At 73.7% G+C, this 18,792-nt stretch carries 20 protein-coding genes and 1 pseudogene; 6 read left to right on the top strand and 15 right to left on the bottom strand.

The features are described from left to right. Window positions 1-112 precede the first annotated feature (112 nt). The 3 genes and pseudogenes from ACSU6L_RS35605 to ACSU6L_RS35595 form a co-directional block, all read right to left on the bottom strand. On the bottom strand, window positions 113-592 hold the full coding sequence (locus ACSU6L_RS35605; protein ID WP_437063666.1) for a hydrogenase maturation protease: 480 nt from the start codon (window positions 590-592) through the stop codon (window positions 113-115). A 72-nt stretch (window positions 593-664) separates the two neighbouring features. Beyond that, window positions 665-1,863 (bottom strand): annotated as a pseudogene (locus tag ACSU6L_RS35600) (acyl-CoA dehydrogenase family protein). Window positions 1,864-1,994: 131 nt separating this feature from the next. Next, the gene (locus ACSU6L_RS35595) at window positions 1,995-2,369 is read right to left on the bottom strand and encodes a ferredoxin (protein WP_365518500.1); all 375 of its coding nucleotides are present in this window, start codon (window positions 2,367-2,369) and stop codon (window positions 1,995-1,997) included. A gap of 127 nt (window positions 2,370-2,496) precedes the next feature. Between ACSU6L_RS35595 and ACSU6L_RS35590 the strand changes: the two genes are divergently transcribed. The 3 genes from ACSU6L_RS35590 (at window position 2,497) to ACSU6L_RS35580 (ending at window position 3,717) form a co-directional block, all read left to right on the top strand. Continuing rightward, entirely contained in the window at window positions 2,497-2,901 is a 405-nt protein-coding gene (locus ACSU6L_RS35590) for a ChaB family protein (protein WP_437063664.1), read from the top strand. Between the two features lie 67 nt (window positions 2,902-2,968). Further along, window positions 2,969-3,337, top strand: a complete 369-nt coding sequence (locus ACSU6L_RS35585; protein ID WP_437063662.1) for a DUF6479 family protein — start codon at window positions 2,969-2,971, stop codon at window positions 3,335-3,337. 32 nt (window positions 3,338-3,369) lie between these two features. Then, window positions 3,370-3,717: a hypothetical protein gene (locus ACSU6L_RS35580; protein ID WP_073943702.1), complete on the top strand. Its 348-nt coding sequence runs from the start codon at window positions 3,370-3,372 to the stop codon at window positions 3,715-3,717. Between the two features lie 68 nt (window positions 3,718-3,785). Here the strand turns inward: ACSU6L_RS35580 and ACSU6L_RS35575 are convergent, their stop codons facing one another. The 8 genes from ACSU6L_RS35575 to ACSU6L_RS35540 form a co-directional block, all read right to left on the bottom strand. Further along, complete coding sequence (locus ACSU6L_RS35575) at window positions 3,786-4,241, bottom strand: RpiB/LacA/LacB family sugar-phosphate isomerase (RefSeq protein ID WP_437063659.1); 456 nt, start codon at window positions 4,239-4,241, stop codon at window positions 3,786-3,788. A 40-nt stretch (window positions 4,242-4,281) separates the two neighbouring features. Then, window positions 4,282-4,704, bottom strand: a complete 423-nt coding sequence (locus tag ACSU6L_RS35570) for a PPOX class F420-dependent oxidoreductase (protein ID WP_437063657.1) — start codon at window positions 4,702-4,704, stop codon at window positions 4,282-4,284. 18 nt (window positions 4,705-4,722) lie between these two features. After that, window positions 4,723-5,613 carry an NAD(P)-dependent oxidoreductase gene (locus ACSU6L_RS35565; protein WP_437063655.1) on the bottom strand — a complete coding sequence of 297 codons (891 nt, stop codon included), beginning with the start codon at window positions 5,611-5,613 and terminating at the stop codon, window positions 4,723-4,725. Between the two features lie 194 nt (window positions 5,614-5,807). Beyond that, on the bottom strand, window positions 5,808-8,177 hold the full coding sequence (locus ACSU6L_RS35560; protein WP_437063654.1) for a glycoside hydrolase family 65 protein: 2,370 nt from the start codon (window positions 8,175-8,177) through the stop codon (window positions 5,808-5,810). A 142-nt stretch (window positions 8,178-8,319) separates the two neighbouring features. Next, window positions 8,320-8,724 carry a luciferase domain-containing protein gene (locus ACSU6L_RS35555; protein WP_073943698.1) on the bottom strand — a complete coding sequence of 135 codons (405 nt, stop codon included), beginning with the start codon at window positions 8,722-8,724 and terminating at the stop codon, window positions 8,320-8,322. Window positions 8,725-8,971: 247 nt separating this feature from the next. Then, window positions 8,972-9,940, bottom strand: a complete 969-nt coding sequence (locus tag ACSU6L_RS35550) for an ATP-grasp domain-containing protein (RefSeq protein WP_437063651.1) — start codon at window positions 9,938-9,940, stop codon at window positions 8,972-8,974. A gap of 280 nt (window positions 9,941-10,220) precedes the next feature. Continuing rightward, window positions 10,221-11,285: a LacI family DNA-binding transcriptional regulator gene (locus ACSU6L_RS35545; protein ID WP_437063649.1), complete on the bottom strand. Its 1,065-nt coding sequence runs from the start codon at window positions 11,283-11,285 to the stop codon at window positions 10,221-10,223. 87 nt (window positions 11,286-11,372) lie between these two features. Next, entirely contained in the window at window positions 11,373-11,498 is a 126-nt protein-coding gene (locus ACSU6L_RS35540; RefSeq protein ID WP_437063647.1) for a hypothetical protein, read from the bottom strand. A 185-nt stretch (window positions 11,499-11,683) separates the two neighbouring features. Here ACSU6L_RS35540 and ACSU6L_RS35535 point away from each other — a divergent pair, with 185 nt between their 5' ends. Beyond that, window positions 11,684-12,184 carry a DUF6069 family protein gene (locus tag ACSU6L_RS35535; protein WP_437063645.1) on the top strand — a complete coding sequence of 167 codons (501 nt, stop codon included), beginning with the start codon at window positions 11,684-11,686 and terminating at the stop codon, window positions 12,182-12,184. Beyond that, window positions 12,174-13,496 carry a chloride channel protein gene (locus ACSU6L_RS35530; RefSeq protein WP_437063644.1) on the top strand — a complete coding sequence of 441 codons (1,323 nt, stop codon included), beginning with the start codon at window positions 12,174-12,176 and terminating at the stop codon, window positions 13,494-13,496. The genes ACSU6L_RS35535 and ACSU6L_RS35530 overlap by 11 nt, the downstream gene beginning before the upstream one ends. A 71-nt stretch (window positions 13,497-13,567) precedes the next feature. Here the strand turns inward: ACSU6L_RS35530 and ACSU6L_RS35525 are convergent, their stop codons facing one another. Further along, complete coding sequence (locus ACSU6L_RS35525) at window positions 13,568-14,053, bottom strand: hypothetical protein (RefSeq protein ID WP_437063642.1); 486 nt, start codon at window positions 14,051-14,053, stop codon at window positions 13,568-13,570. A gap of 299 nt (window positions 14,054-14,352) precedes the next feature. Here ACSU6L_RS35525 and ppk2 point away from each other — a divergent pair, with 299 nt between their 5' ends. Next, window positions 14,353-15,156: a polyphosphate kinase 2 gene (gene ppk2, locus ACSU6L_RS35520; RefSeq protein ID WP_437063640.1), complete on the top strand. Its 804-nt coding sequence runs from the start codon at window positions 14,353-14,355 to the stop codon at window positions 15,154-15,156. Between the two features lie 36 nt (window positions 15,157-15,192). Here ppk2 and ACSU6L_RS35515 read toward each other — a convergent pair whose 3' ends face one another. Genes ACSU6L_RS35515 through ACSU6L_RS35505 form a run of 3 tightly spaced genes read right to left on the bottom strand, consistent with a single transcriptional unit; the run spans window position 15,193 to window position 18,789 of the window. Continuing rightward, entirely contained in the window at window positions 15,193-16,320 is a 1,128-nt protein-coding gene (locus tag ACSU6L_RS35515; protein WP_437063638.1) for an MsnO8 family LLM class oxidoreductase, read from the bottom strand. A gap of 13 nt (window positions 16,321-16,333) precedes the next feature. Further along, window positions 16,334-17,419 carry an LLM class flavin-dependent oxidoreductase gene (locus ACSU6L_RS35510; RefSeq protein ID WP_437063636.1) on the bottom strand — a complete coding sequence of 362 codons (1,086 nt, stop codon included), beginning with the start codon at window positions 17,417-17,419 and terminating at the stop codon, window positions 16,334-16,336. Beyond that, complete coding sequence (locus tag ACSU6L_RS35505; RefSeq protein ID WP_437063634.1) at window positions 17,416-18,789, bottom strand: NtaA/DmoA family FMN-dependent monooxygenase; 1,374 nt, start codon at window positions 18,787-18,789, stop codon at window positions 17,416-17,418. The genes ACSU6L_RS35510 and ACSU6L_RS35505 overlap by 4 nt, the downstream gene beginning before the upstream one ends. Window positions 18,790-18,792 lie beyond the last annotated feature (3 nt).

Genomic DNA, 18,792 nt, shown 5'->3' with positions numbered 1-18,792 from the left:
CTGTCACTCATGGGCTGTCACGCCGTGCAGCGCATGACATGACCTTCACCGTTGCACCGCGCCCCAGGAGTTGCGAGAGGCGCTTCGGCCCGCGCCGTGCGACCTTCGCCCCCTACGGCCCGTGATCCCGTTCGTAAGCCTGTCGTACGGAGGCGGCGGCGCGGTCGGTCAACGCGGGCAGGGCCGACCGCACCGCTTCGCTCAGACCCGTACCGAGTCGGACGTCGGCCACCTCCATGGCATGCACCACGAACCGTTGCAGCAGCTGGTCCAGGGCTTGCGCCAGGGCCAGGCACCTTCGCAGGCCGAAGGCATGCGTGCTCGCCGTACCCCGTGAGATACCGGCCGCTTCCGCCGCTGTCAGGGTGTGCAGCTCGCCCGGACGGCTCGGCCGGCCTCGGAGGGCTTCCACGACGACCGCCGTGTCCGCGCCGCGCCAGAGGTCGAGCATGCGCGCGGGCTCACCGTCACTGGCCACCAGGACGGTGCCCTCGGGAACGCGTCCCCGTAGTTCCTCGACCACTGCCGGCCCGGCCCCGTCGTCACCGCGCAGGGGGTTGCCCACACCGATCACCACGACCCGGCCGCTCATGGGCACTCCACGGTCAGGTCGAGGAAGTGGGCGGCGCAGGAGATGCAGGGATCGTGGTTGCGGATCGCCCGTTCACACAGGCGGGTGAGTTCCTCGTCGTCGGCGGGGGTCCGGCAGCCCGATCCAGGAGATGATCTCCCGCTGGGTCTCGTTGTTGCCGCCGCCCAGGTGAAGATCACCGCCAAGCGGTAGCCGCGTTCCAGTTCGCCCTGGAGCACCGCGCCCGCGGAGCCCTCCTGGAGCGCGCCCGGGGCGGCGACGACCTCCAGCAGCCAGGCGTAGGCGTCCCGGCGCGCCTCGGAGCCGTACACCTTGACGGCGGAGGCGTCCTGCGGGGTGAGGGTGCCGTGCCGGAGGGCGGCGACCATCTGCGAGTTGAGCAGCTTCAGCGCCTCCAGCCGGGCGTGCCTCCGCACCAGACGGTGGCGTACCCAGGGCAGGTCGACGACGCGGCGGCCGTCGGCGAGCTTGGTGCCGGCGGCCCAGCGCTGGACGTCGTGCAGGGCGCGGATCGCCATGGTGCCGTGGGCGGCGAGGGTGACCCGTTCGTGGTTGAGCTGGTTGGTGATCAGCCGCCAGCCCTGGTGCTCCTCGCCGACCCGCAGGGAGACGGGGACGCGGATGTTCTCGTAGTGACTGGCGGTGGTGTCGGCTCCGGCGAGGGTGCGGATGACGGTGCACGAGCAGCCGGGGTCGGAGATCGGCACCAGCAGCATGGTGATGCCCCGGTGCGGCAGGGCGGCGGGGTCGGTGCGGACGGCCAGCCAGACCCAGTCGGCGGTGTCGCCGTTGGTGGTCCAGATCTTGTGGCCGTCGACCACGTAGTCGTCGCCGTCGCGCACCGCGCGGGTCTTGAGGGCGGCGAGGTCGGTGTCCGCGTCGGGCTCGCTGTAGCCGATGACGAAGTCGATCTCGCCGGCGAGGATCCGGGGCAGGAAGCGCGCCTTCTGCTCCTCCGTGCCGTACCGCATGAGCGTCGGGCCGACCGTGTTGAGCGCCATGAGCCGCAGCGGGACGCCCGCCTGGGCGGCCTCGTCGAAGAAGACGAACTGTTCCATCGGGGTCAGCCCGCGCCCGCCGTACTCCTCGGGCCAGCCCACCCCGAGCCAGCCGTCCGCGCCGAGGCGTCGGATGGTGCGCCGGTGGAACCGCTTCTGCTCGGCCGGGTCGGCGTGCCGGGCGGACGCGCCGTCCGGCACCAGACCGGCGAAGTAGGCGCGCAGTTCGCTGCGCAGCCGCTGCTGCTGCTCGGGCGTGTAGTGGAGGTACACGGCGCCTCCAGGCTCCCCAAGGGCGGCCTGACGGCGCACACGGTAGAACGTGTTACAGAAATAGGGAATGCCGGGTGCGGCACCACCGGGACGGGCTCGCGGTCCGGCCCGGCGCCGGCTCGCGGTCCGGCTCAGCCGAGGCTGCCGAGGAAGTCCGTGCAGGCGCGGGCGCAGGCACGGCAGGCCTCGGCGGCCTCCTCCGCACCGGCCCGCTTGTCGAAGACGTGCGCGGACTCCAGGCAGACCGTCCGGCACCACTCCAGCTGGACCCGCAGGCCGGCCTCGTCCAGCTGGCTCTGCTCGGCCAGCATCCGGCAGGTGGCGTCGCACACCTCGGCGCACATGATCCCCTTGCGGCGGACGAGCTCCTGCTCCGGCGTACCGTCCGGATCCACCAGGCTCGCGCGCAGCGCACAGGCCCGCGCACAGTCCGTGCACGCCTGCGCGCAGACGAACCGGTCCTCCAGGAACCGGATGAGTTCTGCTTGCGATGGCGTCGTAGTCACATCGCTCCGGGTAGCCGCCGGGCGGTCCGCGAAACCCCCTGGGGGCCGGGCCGCGGCCGGTTTTCCGCCCCCCGCCCCGGGCACTCGTGCGGCGCCGGACACACCCGCACCGAAGGAGGTGGGACACATGCCCGGACGAGAGGAACTGCCGTCGACGCTGGAGCGTTCGCCGCGGGACGCCCAGCGCACCTGGATCAAGGCGCACGACTCGGCGGTCGAGCAGTACGGCGAGGGCGAGCGGGCGCACCGCGTCGCCTACGGCGCGCTGAAGCACTCGTACGAGAAGGTCGGCGACCACTGGGAGCGCAAGGAGGGCGGCCGCAGGGGCCCCTCGGACCCGCGGTCGGCACGGCCGCGGCAGGTCGGCGGACGCAGCGGCGAGGGCGTCGACGAGAGCGCCTCGAAGGAACACCTGTACGACCTGGCCAGGCGGCTGGACGTCGACGGACGGTCCCGGATGTCGAAGGCCGAGCTGCTGGAGGCGATCCGCAAGGCCAACCGTTCCAGGACGCGCGAGGCCCGCTCGGAATGAACCCGAAGCCGACGGTGAGACCCGGAGCGAGCGGGTTCATGTCCGATTTGGGGGGTATTCGCACCGTATGAGTACCGCAATGATGCAGTTGGCCCAGCCGAGCGGACTGCTCAGCATCGGGATGTTCGTCGTGGGCATCGCCGTACTGGCGCTCCTGCTGGGCGGCTTCTGGCTAGGCACGCGTATCAGGCTCCGCGAATCGCCGCGTCCGCGACCCGAGGAGCAGCCGCACCTGCCGCCGGGCGGCGCGGTGCATGAGGTCAGGGAGGCCCGGGAACCCCTCGAAGTGCCCAAGATGCCGAAGGGCGGCCGCCCGCTCCTGCCGCACGAGATGGGCAGCTTCGGCAACGCGCGCACCCGGACCGGTTCCGACCAGTCGCGGCCGCGCTGGTCCAAGGGCTCCAGCGGTTCCTGGGGTGGAGGCGGCCCCGGCTGACCACCCGCACACCTACGGAGGAAGTGAGATCCATGGCCGACGGCCGCAGCGCACTGCCCCTGCCCGACTACGACCACCTGCCCATCGGCGGGCTCGAGAGCCGGGTGCGCTCACTGAGCGCCGAAGAGGTGGAGGAGCTGATCGCCTACGAGCGGACGCACGCCGACCGGCTACCGGTGACCGAGCTGCTGACCGCACGCCTGGAACAGCTGCACGCGGGCGCCGAGCCGACGGGCGGCGATCCGACGGCGCTCCGCCCCGAGCAGGGCCAGGGCCACGCCGGTTCCCCGGTGTCCCCGGCAACTGCGGGCGAGCCGCTCAGCCCGCCGCCCCACGGCACCCCCGACCAGCGGGGCAAGCCGAAGGGCGACCGGATGTAGACCGCTCTCCGACCGACATGCCGGTGCGCAGGACCAGGACGTGGTCCCGCGCACCGGCATGTCGCCGTCTACCGGGTGCCGCGGTCGTCGTCCAGGCCCGCGACACGGGACACGTTGCCGCGGTCCTCGGGGTCCTCGCTGGGCGTGCCCGTGAACCACGCGTCGAGGATCTCCTTCAGCAGGGGTTCCGAGGTCAGGCGCAGGCTGAGCGCCAGTACGTTGGCGTCGTTCCAGCGGCGGGCGCCGTCAGCCGTGTAGGCGTCCGTGCACAGGGCGGCCCGGACGCCGGGCACCTTGTTCGCGGCGATCGACGCGCCCGTGCCGGTCCAGCAGCAGACCACGGCCTGGTCCGCCGCCCCGTCGGCCACGTCCCGGGCCGCCGCGGCGGAGCAGACCGCCCACTGGGGGTCGTCCCCGGGGCACAGCGCGCCGTGGGTCAGCACCTCGTGGCCGCGGCCGCGGAGTTCGGCCACCAGCAGTCGGGCCACGGGTTCGTCCATGTCGGAGGAGACGGAGATCCGCATGCCCTGGAGACTACCCCCGCGCCCGGAGCCCGGACCCCGCTCAGGTGGACGCCTGATCGCTGTCCTTCATCGCGCCCCACCCGTGCCAGCGCTCCACCTCGATCCAGGCGCTGACCCTGGCGCGGACGCGGTCCGGGTAGGGCTTGCCGGTGTAGTGGCCGGAGATGCGGTCGATGTCCGCCAGGCCCTCGTCGTCACGCGTCTCGACGACCCGGCCGATCAGCGTGACGTGCGTGTACCAGTCGTCCCCGGCGAGGACGGTGAGGGTGACCCGCGGGTCACGGCGCAGATGCCTGAGGCGCACCCGCCCCTCGTCCAGGCTGATCAGCACCCGGCCGTCCTCCCAGACGTACCAGGTGGGGGTGGAGACGGGGGTGCCGTCGGCACGCAGGGTGGCCATGACGCAGGGGTTGGGGCGGCGCAGGAGCTCCTGGGCCTCGGGCGGCAGCGGGGGCTTGGACATGCGGGTCTTCCTCTCGGGTCAGGCGCCGGGCTGCTCGTCGAAGCTGGCGAAGTACGCGGCGGCCATGTCCTCATGGGCGTGGCCCTGCGCGGCGGCGCGTTCCAGCCGGGCGGCGCTCGCGGCGGCCACGTCCAGGCGGACGCCGTGCCGCTCGCCGGCCTCGACGATGAGCCGGGCGTCCTTGGCCGCGGTGCCGACCGCGAACTGGGCGGGCGAGAGCCGGTCCTCGAGGATCAGGCCCGCCTTGGCGTGCAGATAGCCCATGTCGAGCGGGCCGCCCGCTATGGCGTCGAAGAAGCCCTGCGGGTCCACGCCGAGCGCCTGCGCCAGGGCCAGGACCTCGCCGGTCGCGGCGGTCGCCGCGAGGACCCAGCTGTTGGCGACCAGCTTCAGCCGGGTCGCGGTGGCGGCGGCGCTGTCGTCGCCGGTCCACACCGTGCGGGCGCCGACCGCGTCGAAGACGGGGACGACCCGCTCGCGGTGCTCGACGGGTCCGGCGGCGAGCACCAGGAGCTGTCCGGCCTCGGCGGGCGCGCGGGTGCCGAGCACGGGGGCGTCGTAGAGCACGAGACCGTGCTCGTCGGCGAATCCGGCCAGGCCGGCCATGGCCTCCAGGCCCGCGGTGGTCGACTGCGCCCAGACGGTGCCGGGGCGCAGGGCGGGCGCGGCCTGGTCCATCGTCTCCAGGACGGCGGCACCGTCGTGGAGCATGGTGAGGACCACGTCGGCGTCCCGCACCGCGTCGGCGGGGGTGCCGGCGATGTGCACGCCGTCGGCGGCGAGGGGTTCGGCCTTGGCGCGGGTGCGGTTCCAGGCGTGGACGCTGTGTCCGGCGCGGGCGAGGTTGCGGGCCATCGCGGCGCCCATGATGCCGGTGCCGAGGACACTCACGGTGAGCTTGGTGGTCATGACGTCGACTTCCTGATCCATGCGGTCTTGACGGGCGAGGCTGTGTGACGGGTGGTCCGAAAGATCGTCGGTCCGACGATGCCACCCGACGGGCACGGCCCGCACGGCGGGGCGGCGGTCAGGCGGTGAGCTCGCCGGAGGCGGCTCGGGATCAGGCCGTCCAGCCAGGCCTGATGGTGAGCGGCGGGCCTCGCTCAGTCCGGCAGCACCAGCCTTCCCGTCTCCCCCGGCTGGAGCCGTACCGAGCGGTCCGGGAGGCGGACGTCGATCGGGGTGCTGTCGGAGGCGGGGAGGGTGATCTCCAGCTGGGAGTGGCGCAGCCGCAGCCGGACGCCCCAGTTGCCCTGGTAGCGCAGGGAGAAGCCGTAGGTGGACAGTTCGGGGAGCGGGACGGGGTCGAGCCAGAGGGCGCCCTGGCGGGTGGTGAGGCCGGTGAGGCCGCGCTGGACGAGGTCCAGGGTGCCGGCCATGGCGCCGAGGTGGATGCCCTCGCCGGTGGTGCCGCCCTGCACGTCGGCGATGTCGCCGCGCAGCGCCTCCTGGCAGAACTGCCAGGCCTCGGCGCGCCGGGCGCGGGCCAGCACCCAGCCGTGGACCAGTCCGCTGAGGGTGGAGCCGTGGCTGGTGCGGTGCAGGTAGTAGTCGACGGTGCGGTGCCAGGTCTCGTCGTCCAGCCGCAGTCCCAGCCGGTCGAAGAGGCCCTGGAGTTCGGGTGGTGAGAAGAGGTAGCCGAGCATCAGGACATCGGCCTGCTTGGAGGCCTGGTAGCGGTTGACGGTGTCGTCCTCCGCCTCCAGGATCCGGTCCAGGCGGCGGATGTCGCCGTACTGCGCCCGGTAGCCGGCCCAGTCGAGTTCGGCCAGCTCGCCATAGCCCTCGAACTGGCTGATCACCCCTTCGTGGAAGGGCACGTGCAGGGTGCGGGACACCTCCTCCCAGCGATCCAGCTCGTGCCCGTCGAGGCGGGCGCGTTCGGTGAGTTCGCGGCGGCGCGGCTCGGGCAGGGAGGCCAGGAGTTCCAGGGTGCGGGCGAGCACCCAGGCGGCCATGACGTTGGTGTACGCATTGTCGTCGAGGCCGGGCCCGACCGCGTCCGGGTAGGCGTCGTGGTATTCGTCGGGCCCCATCACGCCCTTGATCCGGTGGCGTCCGAGGTGCTCGTCCCAGGTGGCCGAGTCCGCCCAGAACCGGGCGATCTGGAGCAGCATCTCGGCGCCCTTGGTGTGCCGGAACTCGGTGTCGCCGCTGGCCTCGCAGTACTCCCACACGTTGTAGGCGATGGCCGAGCCGACGTGGTACTGGAGGTGCGAGTGGTCGGGCAGCCAGCGCCCGGAGCGCGGGTTGAGATGCAGCTGCTGGGTCTCCTCACGGCCGTCGCTGCCGCTCTGCCACGGGTACATCGCGCCTCGCCGGCCCACCTCGCGCGCGGCGGTGCAGGCCTGCTCCAGGCGTCGGTGCCGGTAGTGCAGCAGGGCCCGGGAGACCTCCGGGAAACGCAGGTTGAGATACGGCAGCACGAACAGCTCGTCCCAGAAGACGTGCCCGCGGTAGGCCTCGCCGTGCAGCCCGCGCGCCGGGACGCCGACGTCGAGGTCGGCGGTGTGCGGCGAGAGGGTCTGCAGCACGTGGAAGAGGTGCAGGCGCAGGATGCGGCCCGCCTCCCCCGGCACGTCCAGGTCGGCCCGCCGCCACAGGTGGGACCAGGCGGTGCGGTGGGCGGCGAGCAAGTCGTCGAAGTCGGGGGCCCGGCCGACCCGGGCGATCGCGGCGTGCAGCGGGTCACTGATCGCCGGGTCGCGGGAGGTGTGCAGGGCGATGGTCTTGTCGACGGTGACGGGGGCGCCGGGTGCCAGCCGCAGCCGGATCCGCTGGGTCGTGCGGGGGCGGGCGTGCCGGACGGTGATGCTCCCCTCGCCGGTGAGGCGGGAGGCCATGCCGACCCGGATGTCGGAGGTGCGGGTGCGGCAGCGCAGCCAGGCCGTGTCGCCGGCGGCGGTGCCGGTGTGCGCGTGGGTGAGGTGCCTGCCGTCCAGGTCGCGGTATCGGGGGACGCCGGCGTTGGTGACGCCGGCGTCGAGGGCGGCCTCGACGTGGAGTTCGCCGCCGAAGCCCTCGGCGGTGAACTCGGTGCGCAGCGCGGCGAGATGCGGGTCGGCCATGTGCACCAGCCGCTGCTGGCGCACCGTCAGGGAGCGGCCGTTGCCGAGGCCGTAGCGGGTGACGCGTTCGAGGGTGCCCACGTCCATGCGGAGGACCTGTCGGTGTTCGAGGACGTTGGCGGTCTCGGGGGTGAGCCAGGGCCGGCCGCGCAGCCGGAACCGCAGCGGCAGCCAGTTGGGCAGGTTGACCAGGTCCTCGTTGTCGACGCTGCGGCCCGCCACATGGGAGGTGAGGCGGTTGTAGCAGCCCGCCACATAGGTGCCCGGGTAGTGCACGTCGTCCGCGACGCACTCCGGGAGGGCGCCGCGGGTGGCGAAGTAGCCGTTGCCGAGTGTGCACAGCGACTCCCGCAGTCGCTCGTCGGCGGGCTCGTAGCCCTCGTACGTCCAGGTCCAGCCCGTCACTTCGGTGCTCCTCCCGCGTGCGGCGCGCCGACCCGCGGGGTACGACGGGTCGGCGCCGTGCGGCAGCAGTCTCTCCCCGCGGCGGGTCCGGCCGTGCGGTCCACGCCGGGCAGGGAGCGAAGCGGCGGATGTTCGCCGGGGCTCAGCAGGGTGCGGCGGTGCCCGCCGGGTCGCGTGGGAGGACGGTGACCCGGCGGAAGTTGCAGCCGCCGGGTGGCAGGTCCTCGGGGGCGGGGCCGCCCTGATGGGCCTTCAGGGCGACGCTGACCAGGCTTTGCAGCAGGTCGACGTCCGCGTCGCAGTCGAGGTGGACGGTCACCCAGCGGGAGCCGGGCACCAGGCGGATCGCCGTCGACTCCCCGAGGTCGGCGGCGAAGCGCCGCAGGGACCGGCTGGTGAGGTGGAGGTCCACGTCGTGGTCGGAGTGGAAGTGGGCGATCTCGCTGTGGACGGTGCGAAGTGCCCGCCCTGTGCCGCAACTGGCCGGTGCCGACGTGAGGTCGGGCCAGGCCTCGAGTTGCTCCAGGGCGCGCTGGGCCAGAGTCATGGGCCCATCGTCACCTCCTCACCGCGCTGATACCAGGGGTTGCGCGTTTCGTAACCCAGGCGTGAGGTTCGGCTCCCCGTCTGCCCTAGGGGGTGTCTCGTCGATCAGGTCGGATCAGGGAGCGGCGTCTGGTGCCGTGCGTCGCAAGGCGGAGGAGGGAGCCGATGCGGCGCATCGGGGACCGACGACAACGCGGCGAGGCGCGGTGCCAGGCGCCGCGAGCCCGGCATGATCGGCGAGACGCCCCCTAGGCGGGCAGCCGCCGGTCGGGGGCCGGGTCGCGGCGGGCGGCCAGGGCGTCGAGGTGGGCCTGGATGTACGGCACGGCGACGAGCGGGAGTTCGCCGTCGACGAAGGCCGGCTGCACGTTGACCTCGAAGACCACCCCGCCGTGCTCGATCGCCAGGTCGACGCCGGCGAACGGCAGGCCGACGGAGGCGGTGGCGTCGACGGCGAGCCGGGTGAGGGACGCGGGCAGGTCGGCGGGGGCGATGGGGACCGGGGTGGCGCCCCGGCAGGTGTTGCAGGGGGTGTCGGGCTCGTCCTGGATGTGCTCGCGCGCGTGGACGACCCGGCCGTGCAGGACGAAGACGCGGAACTGGTGGCGGCGGCCGTCGGGGAGGACGTTGCCCGCGTCCCGGGACAGCAGCCAGTCGGTGCCGCGTTCGGCGTAGTAGGCGGTGGCCAGCTCCAGCTGCTCCTCGGTGGTGACGTGGAAGGTGTCGTCACCGCCGGTGCCGACGACGGGCCGGGCCCAGGTGTCCCGGCCGAGCTTGTCGAAGGCGGCGGCGGCCTCGTGCGGGGCGGGCCGGGACAGCACGGCGGTCTCCATGTGGGCGATGCCGTCGCGGCGGAAGCGCTCCACGGTGCGGTCCTTCTCGGTCGCGGTGCGCCAGGCGGCCGTGCCGGTGCCGAGGGTGACGACGTCGTGCTGCTGGAGCAGCCGCTGGAAGGCGGCGAGGGAGCCGCGGCGGTGCGGCGGGATCTCGTACAGCACGACCACGTCGGGCACCACGTCCAGCCGCTCCTCGGGCACCCACAGCCGTAACCGGTCCCCGGCGCGGGCGGCGCGGCCCGAGCCGCCGTCCGCGAAGTGCCGGGAGTCGATCCGCACCGGCGGTGCGCCGGTGAGCAGTTCGACGGCGCGGGCGAGGTAGTCGGCGCAGCCCTCGGGCGAGCCGGGGTCGGCGATCAGGGCTATGCGGGGTCGGGACACGGCGGCCTCCAGTGGTTCTCGACGCGCACGGTGCCGCGCGCACTCGGTCGCGCGGCACCGAGCGAACTCACGGGGTGGTGTCAGGCGTACGGGCGGTCGTCGGCCCGTCGCTGATGCTGCCGGCTGCTCCGCCCGTGCCGGACGGGCGGCGCAAGGCCGTGGCGCCACACTGTAAGCGCCGGGCGGACGGCCGGGACAGGGCGCATGCGTCAGCGGTCCCCTGCTCCGGTCTCTGCGCCCTCCGCCCCCGAGCGTGCGCCGTCCCACGCCTCGCGGCGGGTCAGGGCCGGGGCGCCGTTCCCGTGCTGCGGCGGACGACGAGTTCCACCGGTACGACGGGCTCGATCCGGGGTCCCGCGACCTCGTCGATACGGTCCAGGAGCAGCCGGAGCGCGCGGCGGCCGATCTCGCCGAAGTCGGTGCGCACGGTGGTCAGCGGGGGCAGCAGATGGGCGGCCTCGGGGATGTCGTCGTAGCCGATCACGCTGACGTCGTCGGGGACCCGGCGGCCGGCCTCGTGCAGGGCGCGCAGCAGGCCGAGGGCCATCTGGTCGTTGGACGCGAACACGGCGGTGACGTCGGGCCGTTCGGCGAGGCGGCGGCCCAGCCGGTAGCCGGAGTCGGCGCTCCAGTCGCCGAAGAGCGGGTCGGGCACCTCGGCGCCCGCCTCGGTCAGGGTGGCGCGCCAGCTGTCCAGCCGTACCTCGGCGGACGTCCATCCGGTGGGGCCGGCGATGTGGTGGACGGTGGCGTGGCCGAGCCGCAGCAGATGGCCGGTGGCGGCGCGGGCGCCCGCCCGGGAGTCGGCGGTGACCAGCGGGGCGCGGCCACCGAGGTCGTTCTCCAGCACCACCATGGGGGTGTCGAGGCGGGTCTCGGCGAGGGCGTTGCCGACGCCGCGCTGCGGGGCGATGGCGATGACGCCGTCGGCGCCCTCGGCGGACAGCGTGTCCAGGGCCCGCAGGACGGTGTCCCGGTCGGCGGTGTCGAGGGCGATGGAGCTGACCAGGTAACCGGCGCCCTGGGCGGCGGTGTTGATCGCGGTGAGGATGGAGGCGGGCCCGTAGCGGGCGGCGTCGAAGGAGATCACGCCGAGCATCCGGGTGCGTCCGCTGGCCAGCGAGCGGGCGCTGCGGCTGGGGCGGTAGCCGAGGGTGCGCATGGCCTCGACGACGGCGGCGCGGGTCTCGGCGCGGACCGCCGGATGGTCGTTGAGGACCCGGGACACGGTCTGTTTGGACACTCTGGCCAACCGGGCCACGTCGTCCATGACGGGGCGGGTGCCCGCGAAGCTGCGCCGGCTGCGTGCTCGCTGGGCCGGGCCGTCGGCGGGCTTGCGGGTCATGGCGGGTGGTGGTCCTTCGGCGTGGGTCGGGGCGGTGCGGTCCCGCCCGGCGGATCCACAGGACAGGCCGGGCGGGCGGGGGCGGCGTCAGGCGGTGCCGACGGTCCAGGTGCGGCTGGTGCGGGCGCCGGCGCCCCGGATAGCGGCCGCCACGGCCTCGCCGGGGGCTCGCCCCGGCAGGTGCACCGGGGCGTCGGCGGCCAGCGGGAGCACCTTCAGCGCAGGCCGTGGGCACGCAGCGCCTCCCGCGGGAGGCGGTCGAGGGCGATCTCCCAGGGGCGTCCTTGTGAAAGGGCTTTCCCCAGGGGCCGGTGAGTGCCCCGAACGGGCCAGCGCGGGCAGCGGCCCGGCAGTGAGGGGGTACGGATAGCGCACCCGTCCCGAGGAGGAGGCCGACCTTGCAGCACTCGAACCAGCCCTCCGGTCCGCAGCGGCTGCCCTACGGCGCAGGCTCCGCCACGGACGCCCCGCCGACCGCTCCCCGGCTCGACACCGCCCGGCTGTGGGCGGGAGGCATCATGACCGCCGGGGTCGCCGGACTCACCGCCGTGGTCACCCTGCTGCTGGTGCGCGGAGTGCTGGACATCCCGCTGTTCGCGCCGGAGCGCGAAGGCGTCGTGGGCGACGTCCCGACCGGGATGCTGGCGGGCGGCGCGGCGGTCGTCGCGCTGGCCGCGACCGCGCTGCTGCACGGGCTGATCCTCAGCACCCCGCAGCCCGTCCGGTTCTTCAGCTGGATCGTCGCGCTGGTCACGGCGGCGCTGGTGCTGCTGCCGTTCCGTACGGGCGCGGCGATGGACGCCAAGGTGGGCACCGGAGTGGTGTATCTGGCGGTCGGCGCCGTCATCGGCTCGCTGCTCTCGGCGGTCGCGCGGGGGGCCACCCGGCGTGTCCGCTGAGACGGGCGCCGCGGCGCCCGCCGCCGCCGAGCGCACCCTGCGGGCCACCCTGCTCACCCCCGGCTACGCCCGGCTGCTGCTGCTCAGTCTGCTGCTCGGCATCCCCATCGCAGTGTTCTGCTTCTTCTTCGTCGGCCTTCAGCGCCAACTCGAGCACTGGGTGTGGGAGTCGCTGCCCGAGGCCGTCGGACACGACAGCGCGCCCTGGTGGTGGCCGCTGCCCGCCCTGCTGCTCGCCGGGCTGATCCTGGCGCCGATCGTGACGCGGATGCCGGGTGCCGGAGGCCATGTCGCGGTGCACGGGCTGAGCGGCAAGCCGGTCCGTCCGCGGGAGGTGCCGAGCGTGGTGCTGGCGGCGCTCGGCACCCTGCCGCTTGGCGTGGTGCTCGGCCCCGAGGCGCCGCTCATCGCCGTGGGCAGCGGGCTCGCCCTGCTCGCCCTGCGCCGGAGCCCGGCGGCCAGGGATCCGCAGATCGTCGCCGTGGTCTCCACGGCCGGCTCCACCACCGCGATCTCCACGATCCTCGGAGGACCGCTCGTCGCGGCGGTCATGGTCGTCGAGGCGGCGGGACTGGGCGGCACACGGCTGGTGATCCTGCTGCTGCCCACGCTGCTCGCCAGCGCGGCGGGCTCCCTGGTCTTCACCGGGTTCGGCGGCTGGACCGGGCTGAACACCGGCGGCCTCTCCCTGCCGGCCGTCCCACCCGCCACCACGCTGGACGCGGACGACTTCCTGTGGGGCGTGCCCGCAGCGGCGCTGATCGCCGTGATCGCCTCCCTGGCGCACGAGCTCGGCCTGCGCACCGAGCGGTGGACCCGGCGGCACACCGCGGTCCGTACCGTCGCCTGCGCCGTCGCGGTCGGCGTCTGTCTGACGGCGTACGCGCTGCTGACCGGACGGTCCCCCGTGGAGGCGGCGCTCTCCGGTGAGGCCACGCTCGTCCGGCTCGCCGCGGATCCGCAGGCCTGGCCGGTGGGGGCGCTGATCGCGCTGGTGGTGTGCAAGGGGCTGGCCTGGGGCATCGCGCTGGGCAGTCTGCGCGGCGGCCCCATCTTCCCCGCGGTGCTGCTCGGCGCGGCCGCCGCGCTGGCCTGCTCCGGGCTGCCGGGCCTCGGCACCACTCCGGCCCTCGCCCTCGGCGTCGCGGCGGCCACGGCCTCGGTGACGGGCCTGCCGCTGACCAGCGGGGTGCTGACGGCCCTGCTGCTGGGCAAGGACGCGTACCAGCAGATGCCGCTGATCGTGACCGCGTCGGTGGTCGCCTTCATCGTGACCCAGGTCCTGCGTCGTGAGGGGGCGAAGAAGCGCTGAGGCGGACGCGGCCGCCGGGAGGGACCGGCGCGCGGTGAGGGCTCCCCGGGGGCGGGGAGCCCTCGGCTCGGTCAGTCGGCCCGGCCGTCCCCGGACCTGGCCCGTGCGCGCCGGTGGACGAACCAGCCGGTCGCGGTGAGCAGCGCGGCCAGCGCGGCGGCGGTGGCGCCGGTCGCGGCGAGGCTGCCGCCCGCGGTGGTGGCCGTGGTGCCGGTGGCGCCTGTCGCGCCCGAGGTGCTGGTGCCGCCTGACGTGTTTCCGCCGGTCCCGGAACCGAGCGTGCCGGAGTCGCCCGTGCCGCCCCCGGTCTCGTCGCCTGTCTCGTCGTCGGTCTCGTCGTCGGTGTCCACCGGGTCCTGGCCGACGAAGCCGACGGGGACCTTGACGTCCTGGGAGCGGTCGCCGGAGAGGGTGTGGTCGGCGCGGGTGGCCAGGACGCACTTGGCTTTGAAGCAGTCGGTGAACGCGTCCTTGGCGTCGACGGTCAGCTCGACCTCGAAGCTGCCGTTCCTCCCGGAGGGTGCCCGGCGGTACGTCCACGCCGTCGCCGCCGTCACCCGGGTCCTGGCCCTCGAAGGTGATCGGTACGCGGACGTCCTGGGAGCGGTCGGCGCTGCCGTTGTGGTCGACCCGGGTGACGACCGAGCAGGCGACCTCGAAGCAGTCGAGGCCGCTGTCCTTGGCCTTGACGTTCAGTCGGACGTCGAAGGTGCCGCCCTCGCCCCACGGGACGGCGACCGCCCCCGCGCCCTCGTGCCCCGTCCGGCGCGCGCTCCTCCCCCTCGGCCAGTACGGTGCTGTCCAGGTGCTCGCTCCCGGGCACGCGCCCGCCCACACGGTCGACCGGGGAGACGCCATGGCCGGCAAGCAGGCGGCGAAGCTGCCGCGCAAGACGTACGAGAGGGAGCTGCTGCGCCTGCAGACGGAGTTGGTGAAGCTCCAGGAGTGGGTGCGCGCCGAGGGCGCCCGGCTCGTCGTCGTCTTCGAGGGGCGGGACGCGGCGGGCAAGGGCGGCACCATCAAGCGGGTCACCGAGCATCTGAACCCGCGCGTGGCGCGGATCGCGGCGCTGCCCAAGCCCACCGAGCGCGAGCGCACCCAGTGGTACTTCCAGCGGTACGTGGAGCAGCTGCCGGCCGGCGGGGAGATCGTGCTGTTCGACCGCAGCTGGTACAACCGGGCCGGCGTCGAGCACGTCATGGGCTTCTGCACCATGGAGGAGTACCAGCTCTTCCTGCGCCAGTGCCCGATCTTCGAGCGGATGCTGGTCGAGGACGGCATCCTGCTGCGCAAGTACTGGTTCTCGGTGAGCGACGCCGAGCAGCAGGACCGGTTCCGGCGCCGCCTGGAGGACCCGCTGCGGCGCTGGAAGCTGTCGGCGATGGACCTGGACTCGATCACCCGCTGGGAGGCCTACTCCCGGGCCAAGGACGAGATGATGGTGCACACCGACATCTCCGAGGCCCCGTGGTACGTCGTGGAGAGCGACGACAAGCGGCGGGCGCGGCTGAACATGATCGCCCACCTGCTGGACTCCGTGCCGTACCACGACGTACCGCCCCCGGTCCTGGAACTGCCGGAACGCCCGCCGTCGAGCGGCTACGAGCGGCCGCCCCGCGATCTGCAGACCTACGTCCCCGACCACGCGGCGAGCCTGTGACGTCCGTATGACCCCGCTGCGCGCGGCCGCCCGGTCTCAGCGGCGCGCCCACTCCTTCGCGAGGAGTTCGTACGACCGGACCCGGTCGGCGTGGTCGTGGGTGATGGTGGTGACGAGCAGTTCGTCCGCGCCGGTGGCCTCCCTCAGTTGTTCCAGCCGGTCGGCGACGTGCGCCGGGGAGCCGACGAACCGCGTCTCGACGCGGTCGGCCACCAGCGCCCGGTCGGCCTCGGTCCAGGCGTGGGCGCGGGCCTCGTCCGGGGTCGGGTAGGGAATGGCGCCCTCGGCGGTGCGGATCGAGCGGACCCAGAGGGCGTAGCCGGTGGCCAGTTCGTGTGCGGTCGCGTCGTCCTCGGCGACGACGACGTCCGCGGAGACGCTGACGTAGGGCTTGCCGAGGTGGTCGGACGGCTGGAACGCGGCCCGGTAGCCCTCCACCGCCTCCAGGACGGTGGCCGGGCTGACGTGGTAGTTGGCCGCGAACCGCAGCCCGTTGCGGCCCGCGACGCCGGCGCTCTGTCCGCCGCTGCTGCCGAGGATCCACACCTGCACGTCGGCACCCTCGCCGGGCACGGCGTGCGCTTCGGTGCCGTCCGGCGACCGGTAGTCGCCGCGCAGGAGGGCGAGGATGTCGTCGATCTGCTCGGCGTAGTCCTGGGGGTGCGCGCCGGGTTGGCGCAGCAGTCGCTGCTGGAGGCGGAAGCGCGGGGAGCCGAGCAGTTCGTCAGGCGTGAAGGGGGGCGGTATCAGCAGGCCGTTGGGGGTGCGGCCGTCGACGACGGGCGTCGTGGTGGGCCGGGGTCGCGGCGGCGGGGCCGAGGGGCGGCCGCCGGAGCGGCCGAGGCCGAGGTCGAGACGGCCGGGGTGGAGGGCGTCGATCAGCCCGAACTCCTCGACGGTGGACAGGGCGATGCGGTGGCCGAGCTGGACGGCGCCGGAGCCGAGCCTGAGCGTGCCGGTCGCGGCGGCGGTCAGGGCCAGCACGACGGCGGGCGAGGTGCCGGCGACGCCCGGGTTCAGGTGGTGCTCGGCGAACCAGTAACGGTGGTAGCCGAATCGTTCCGCCTGCCGGGCGAGGTCGAGGGAGGCGCGCAGCGCGTCGGCCGCGGTGTAACCGGAGGGGATCGGGACGAGGTCGAGCACGCCGAGGGGTGTGCGGGGCATGGTCGGTTGCTCCTCAGCGGGGAAGGTACTCGGGTCCGGGCTCGGGGGCGACCGGTGCCCACGGGAACGGCGGGTCGGGGATCTCGCGGCGCAGCACGGGTGCGACGACGGACTGGAAGAGTTCGAGCGAGGCCCGGTGCCCGTCCGGGGCGAGGCCGCCCGCGTCGGCCTGCACGTGCAGCACGCTGTGGCCGAATTGCTCGTGGTGGCGGTGGACCTTGTCGACGACCTGCTGCGGGCTGCCGACCAGGGCGGAGCTGCGTTCGACGAAGTCCTCCAGGGTGGGGAAGACCACGGGCAGGCCGGCCTCCTTCTGGAAGGCGAGGGTGCTCTCGAAGACCGGCCGGTACGCCGCCAGCGCCTCCTGGGAGGTGCGGGCGACGTACAGTCCGGCGGTGCCGGCGCCGACGGCGAGGTCCGCCGGGTCGTGGCCGTGGTGTTCCCAGCGTTCGCGGTAATGGCGGATCAGCTCGGCGTACGGCTCGATCGGGTGGGTGACGTTCGCCGAGAACAGCGGGTCGCCGTGCCGGGCGGCCAGCTCCACGGACTCCGTGCTGGTGGCGCTGCCGTGCCAGACCCGCACGGGCCGCTGGTAGGGGCGCGGCCACACCTCGGCGTCCTTCAGCGAGGGCCGGAAGCGGGTGTCGGCGGTCACCTTGTCCTGCCGCCAGATCCGCCGGAACACCTCGTAGCTCTCGGCGTTGCGCTCCCACTGGTCGTCGGGCGTGACGTGGAACAGGTCGCGCTGGGCCGTGCCGTTGCCCTTGCCGATGATCAGCTCCAGGCGTCCGCCGGAGAGGTGGTCGAGGGTGGCGTAGTCCTCGTAGGCGCGGACCGGGTCGAGCAGGCTGAGCGTGGTCACGGCGGTGAACAGCCGGATGCGCCGGGTCAGGGCGGCGATGTGGCTGAGGACCACCGGTGGGGAGGAGGAGAGGAACGGCCACTCGTGCCGCTCCCCCACGCCGAAGCCGTCGAAGCCGAGTTCCTCCGCGAGCAGCGCGTTGTCCAGCACCTCGCGGAAGCGGTCCCGTGTGGGCTTGCGCACGCCGGTGACCGGGTCCGGGCGGTGCGCGATCAGGGTGACGGCGAGGAACTTCACGACGCCACCCACTCGCTCGGCGCGCCGTCCGGGTGGTCCAGGCCGAGATGGTCGCGCAGGGTGGTGCCCTCGTACTCGGTGCGGAAGACGCCCTGTTCCTGGAGGAGGGGGACGACCCGGTCGGCGAACTCGTCGAGTCCGCCGGGCGTGAGGTGCGGGACCAGGATGAAGCCGTCGGCGGCGTCGGACTGCACATGGTGGTTGATGGTCCGGGCGACGGTGGCCGGTGAGCCGACGAAGGTCTGGCGGTTGCCGGTCTCGATGACCAGGTCGCGGATGGACCAGTTGTTGGCCGCCGCCAGCTCGCGCCACTCGCGGGCCGTGGCGAGCGGGTCGCGGTACATCCGCACCTGGGCGCGGCCCCGGGCGACGTGGTCGGCCGACACGTCGGGGTCGATGTCGGGGAGCGGGCCGTCCGGGTCGTAGCCGGACAGGTCGCGGTTCCAGACGAACTCCAGGTGCTTGAGGGCGGTGGCGCCGCTGACCTGCAGGCGGCGCACCTCCTTGGCGAGCTGTTCGGCCTCGGCGTCGGTGTCGGCGAGCACGAAGCTCGCGGCGGGCAGGATGAGCAGCTGGTCGTGGCGGCGGCCGTACTTGGCGAGGCGGGACTTCACATCCGTGTAGAAGGCCCGGCCGGTGTCGAGGGCGGCGTGGCGGCTGAAGATCGCGTCGGCCTCGGCGGCGGCGAACTCGCGGCCCTCCTCGGAGTCGCCGGCCTGGAAGATCACCGGGCGGCCCTGGGGGCCGCGCGGGACGTTGAAACGGCCGTGTATGTGGAAGTGCCGTCCCTCGTGGACGAACGCGCCGGCTTTGGCGTCGCGGAGGAAGACCCCGCCGACCGGGTCGGCGACCATGTCGTCGCCCCGCCAGGAGTCGAACAGTTCGTGGGCGGTGGTCAGGAACTCCTTGGCGCGCGAGTAGCGCTCCTCCTCGGGCAGGAAGCCGCCGCGGCGGAAGTTCTCGCCGGTGAAGGCGTCCCAGGAGGTGACGACGTTCCAGGCGGCCCGGCCGCCCGACAGGTGGTCGAGGGTGGCGAACTGGCGGGCCACCTCGTAGGGCTCGTTGAAGGTGGAGTTGATGGTGCCGGTCAGGCCGAGGCGGTCGGTGACGGCGGCGAGCGCCGACAGCACGGTGAAGGTGTCCGGGCGTCCCACCACGTCCAGGTCGTAGATCTTGCCGCCCTGCTCGCGCAGGCGCAGGCCTTCGGCGAGGAACAGGAAGTCGAACCTGGCGCGTTCGGCGGTCCGCGCGAAGTGCGCGAACGAGCTGAACTCGATGTGGCTGCCGGCCCGTGGGTCGCTCCACACGGTGGTGTTGTTGACGCCGGGGAAGTGGGCGGCCAGATGGATCTGCTTCTGCGGCTTGCTCATGTG

The sequence above is a fragment of the Streptomyces sp. enrichment culture genome (genome assembly GCF_964272855.1).
Lineage (GTDB): Bacteria > Actinomycetota > Actinomycetes > Streptomycetales > Streptomycetaceae > Streptomyces.
The sequence above is the reverse complement of the archived record's forward strand: the minus strand, read 5'-3'. Positions and strand labels throughout refer to the sequence as shown.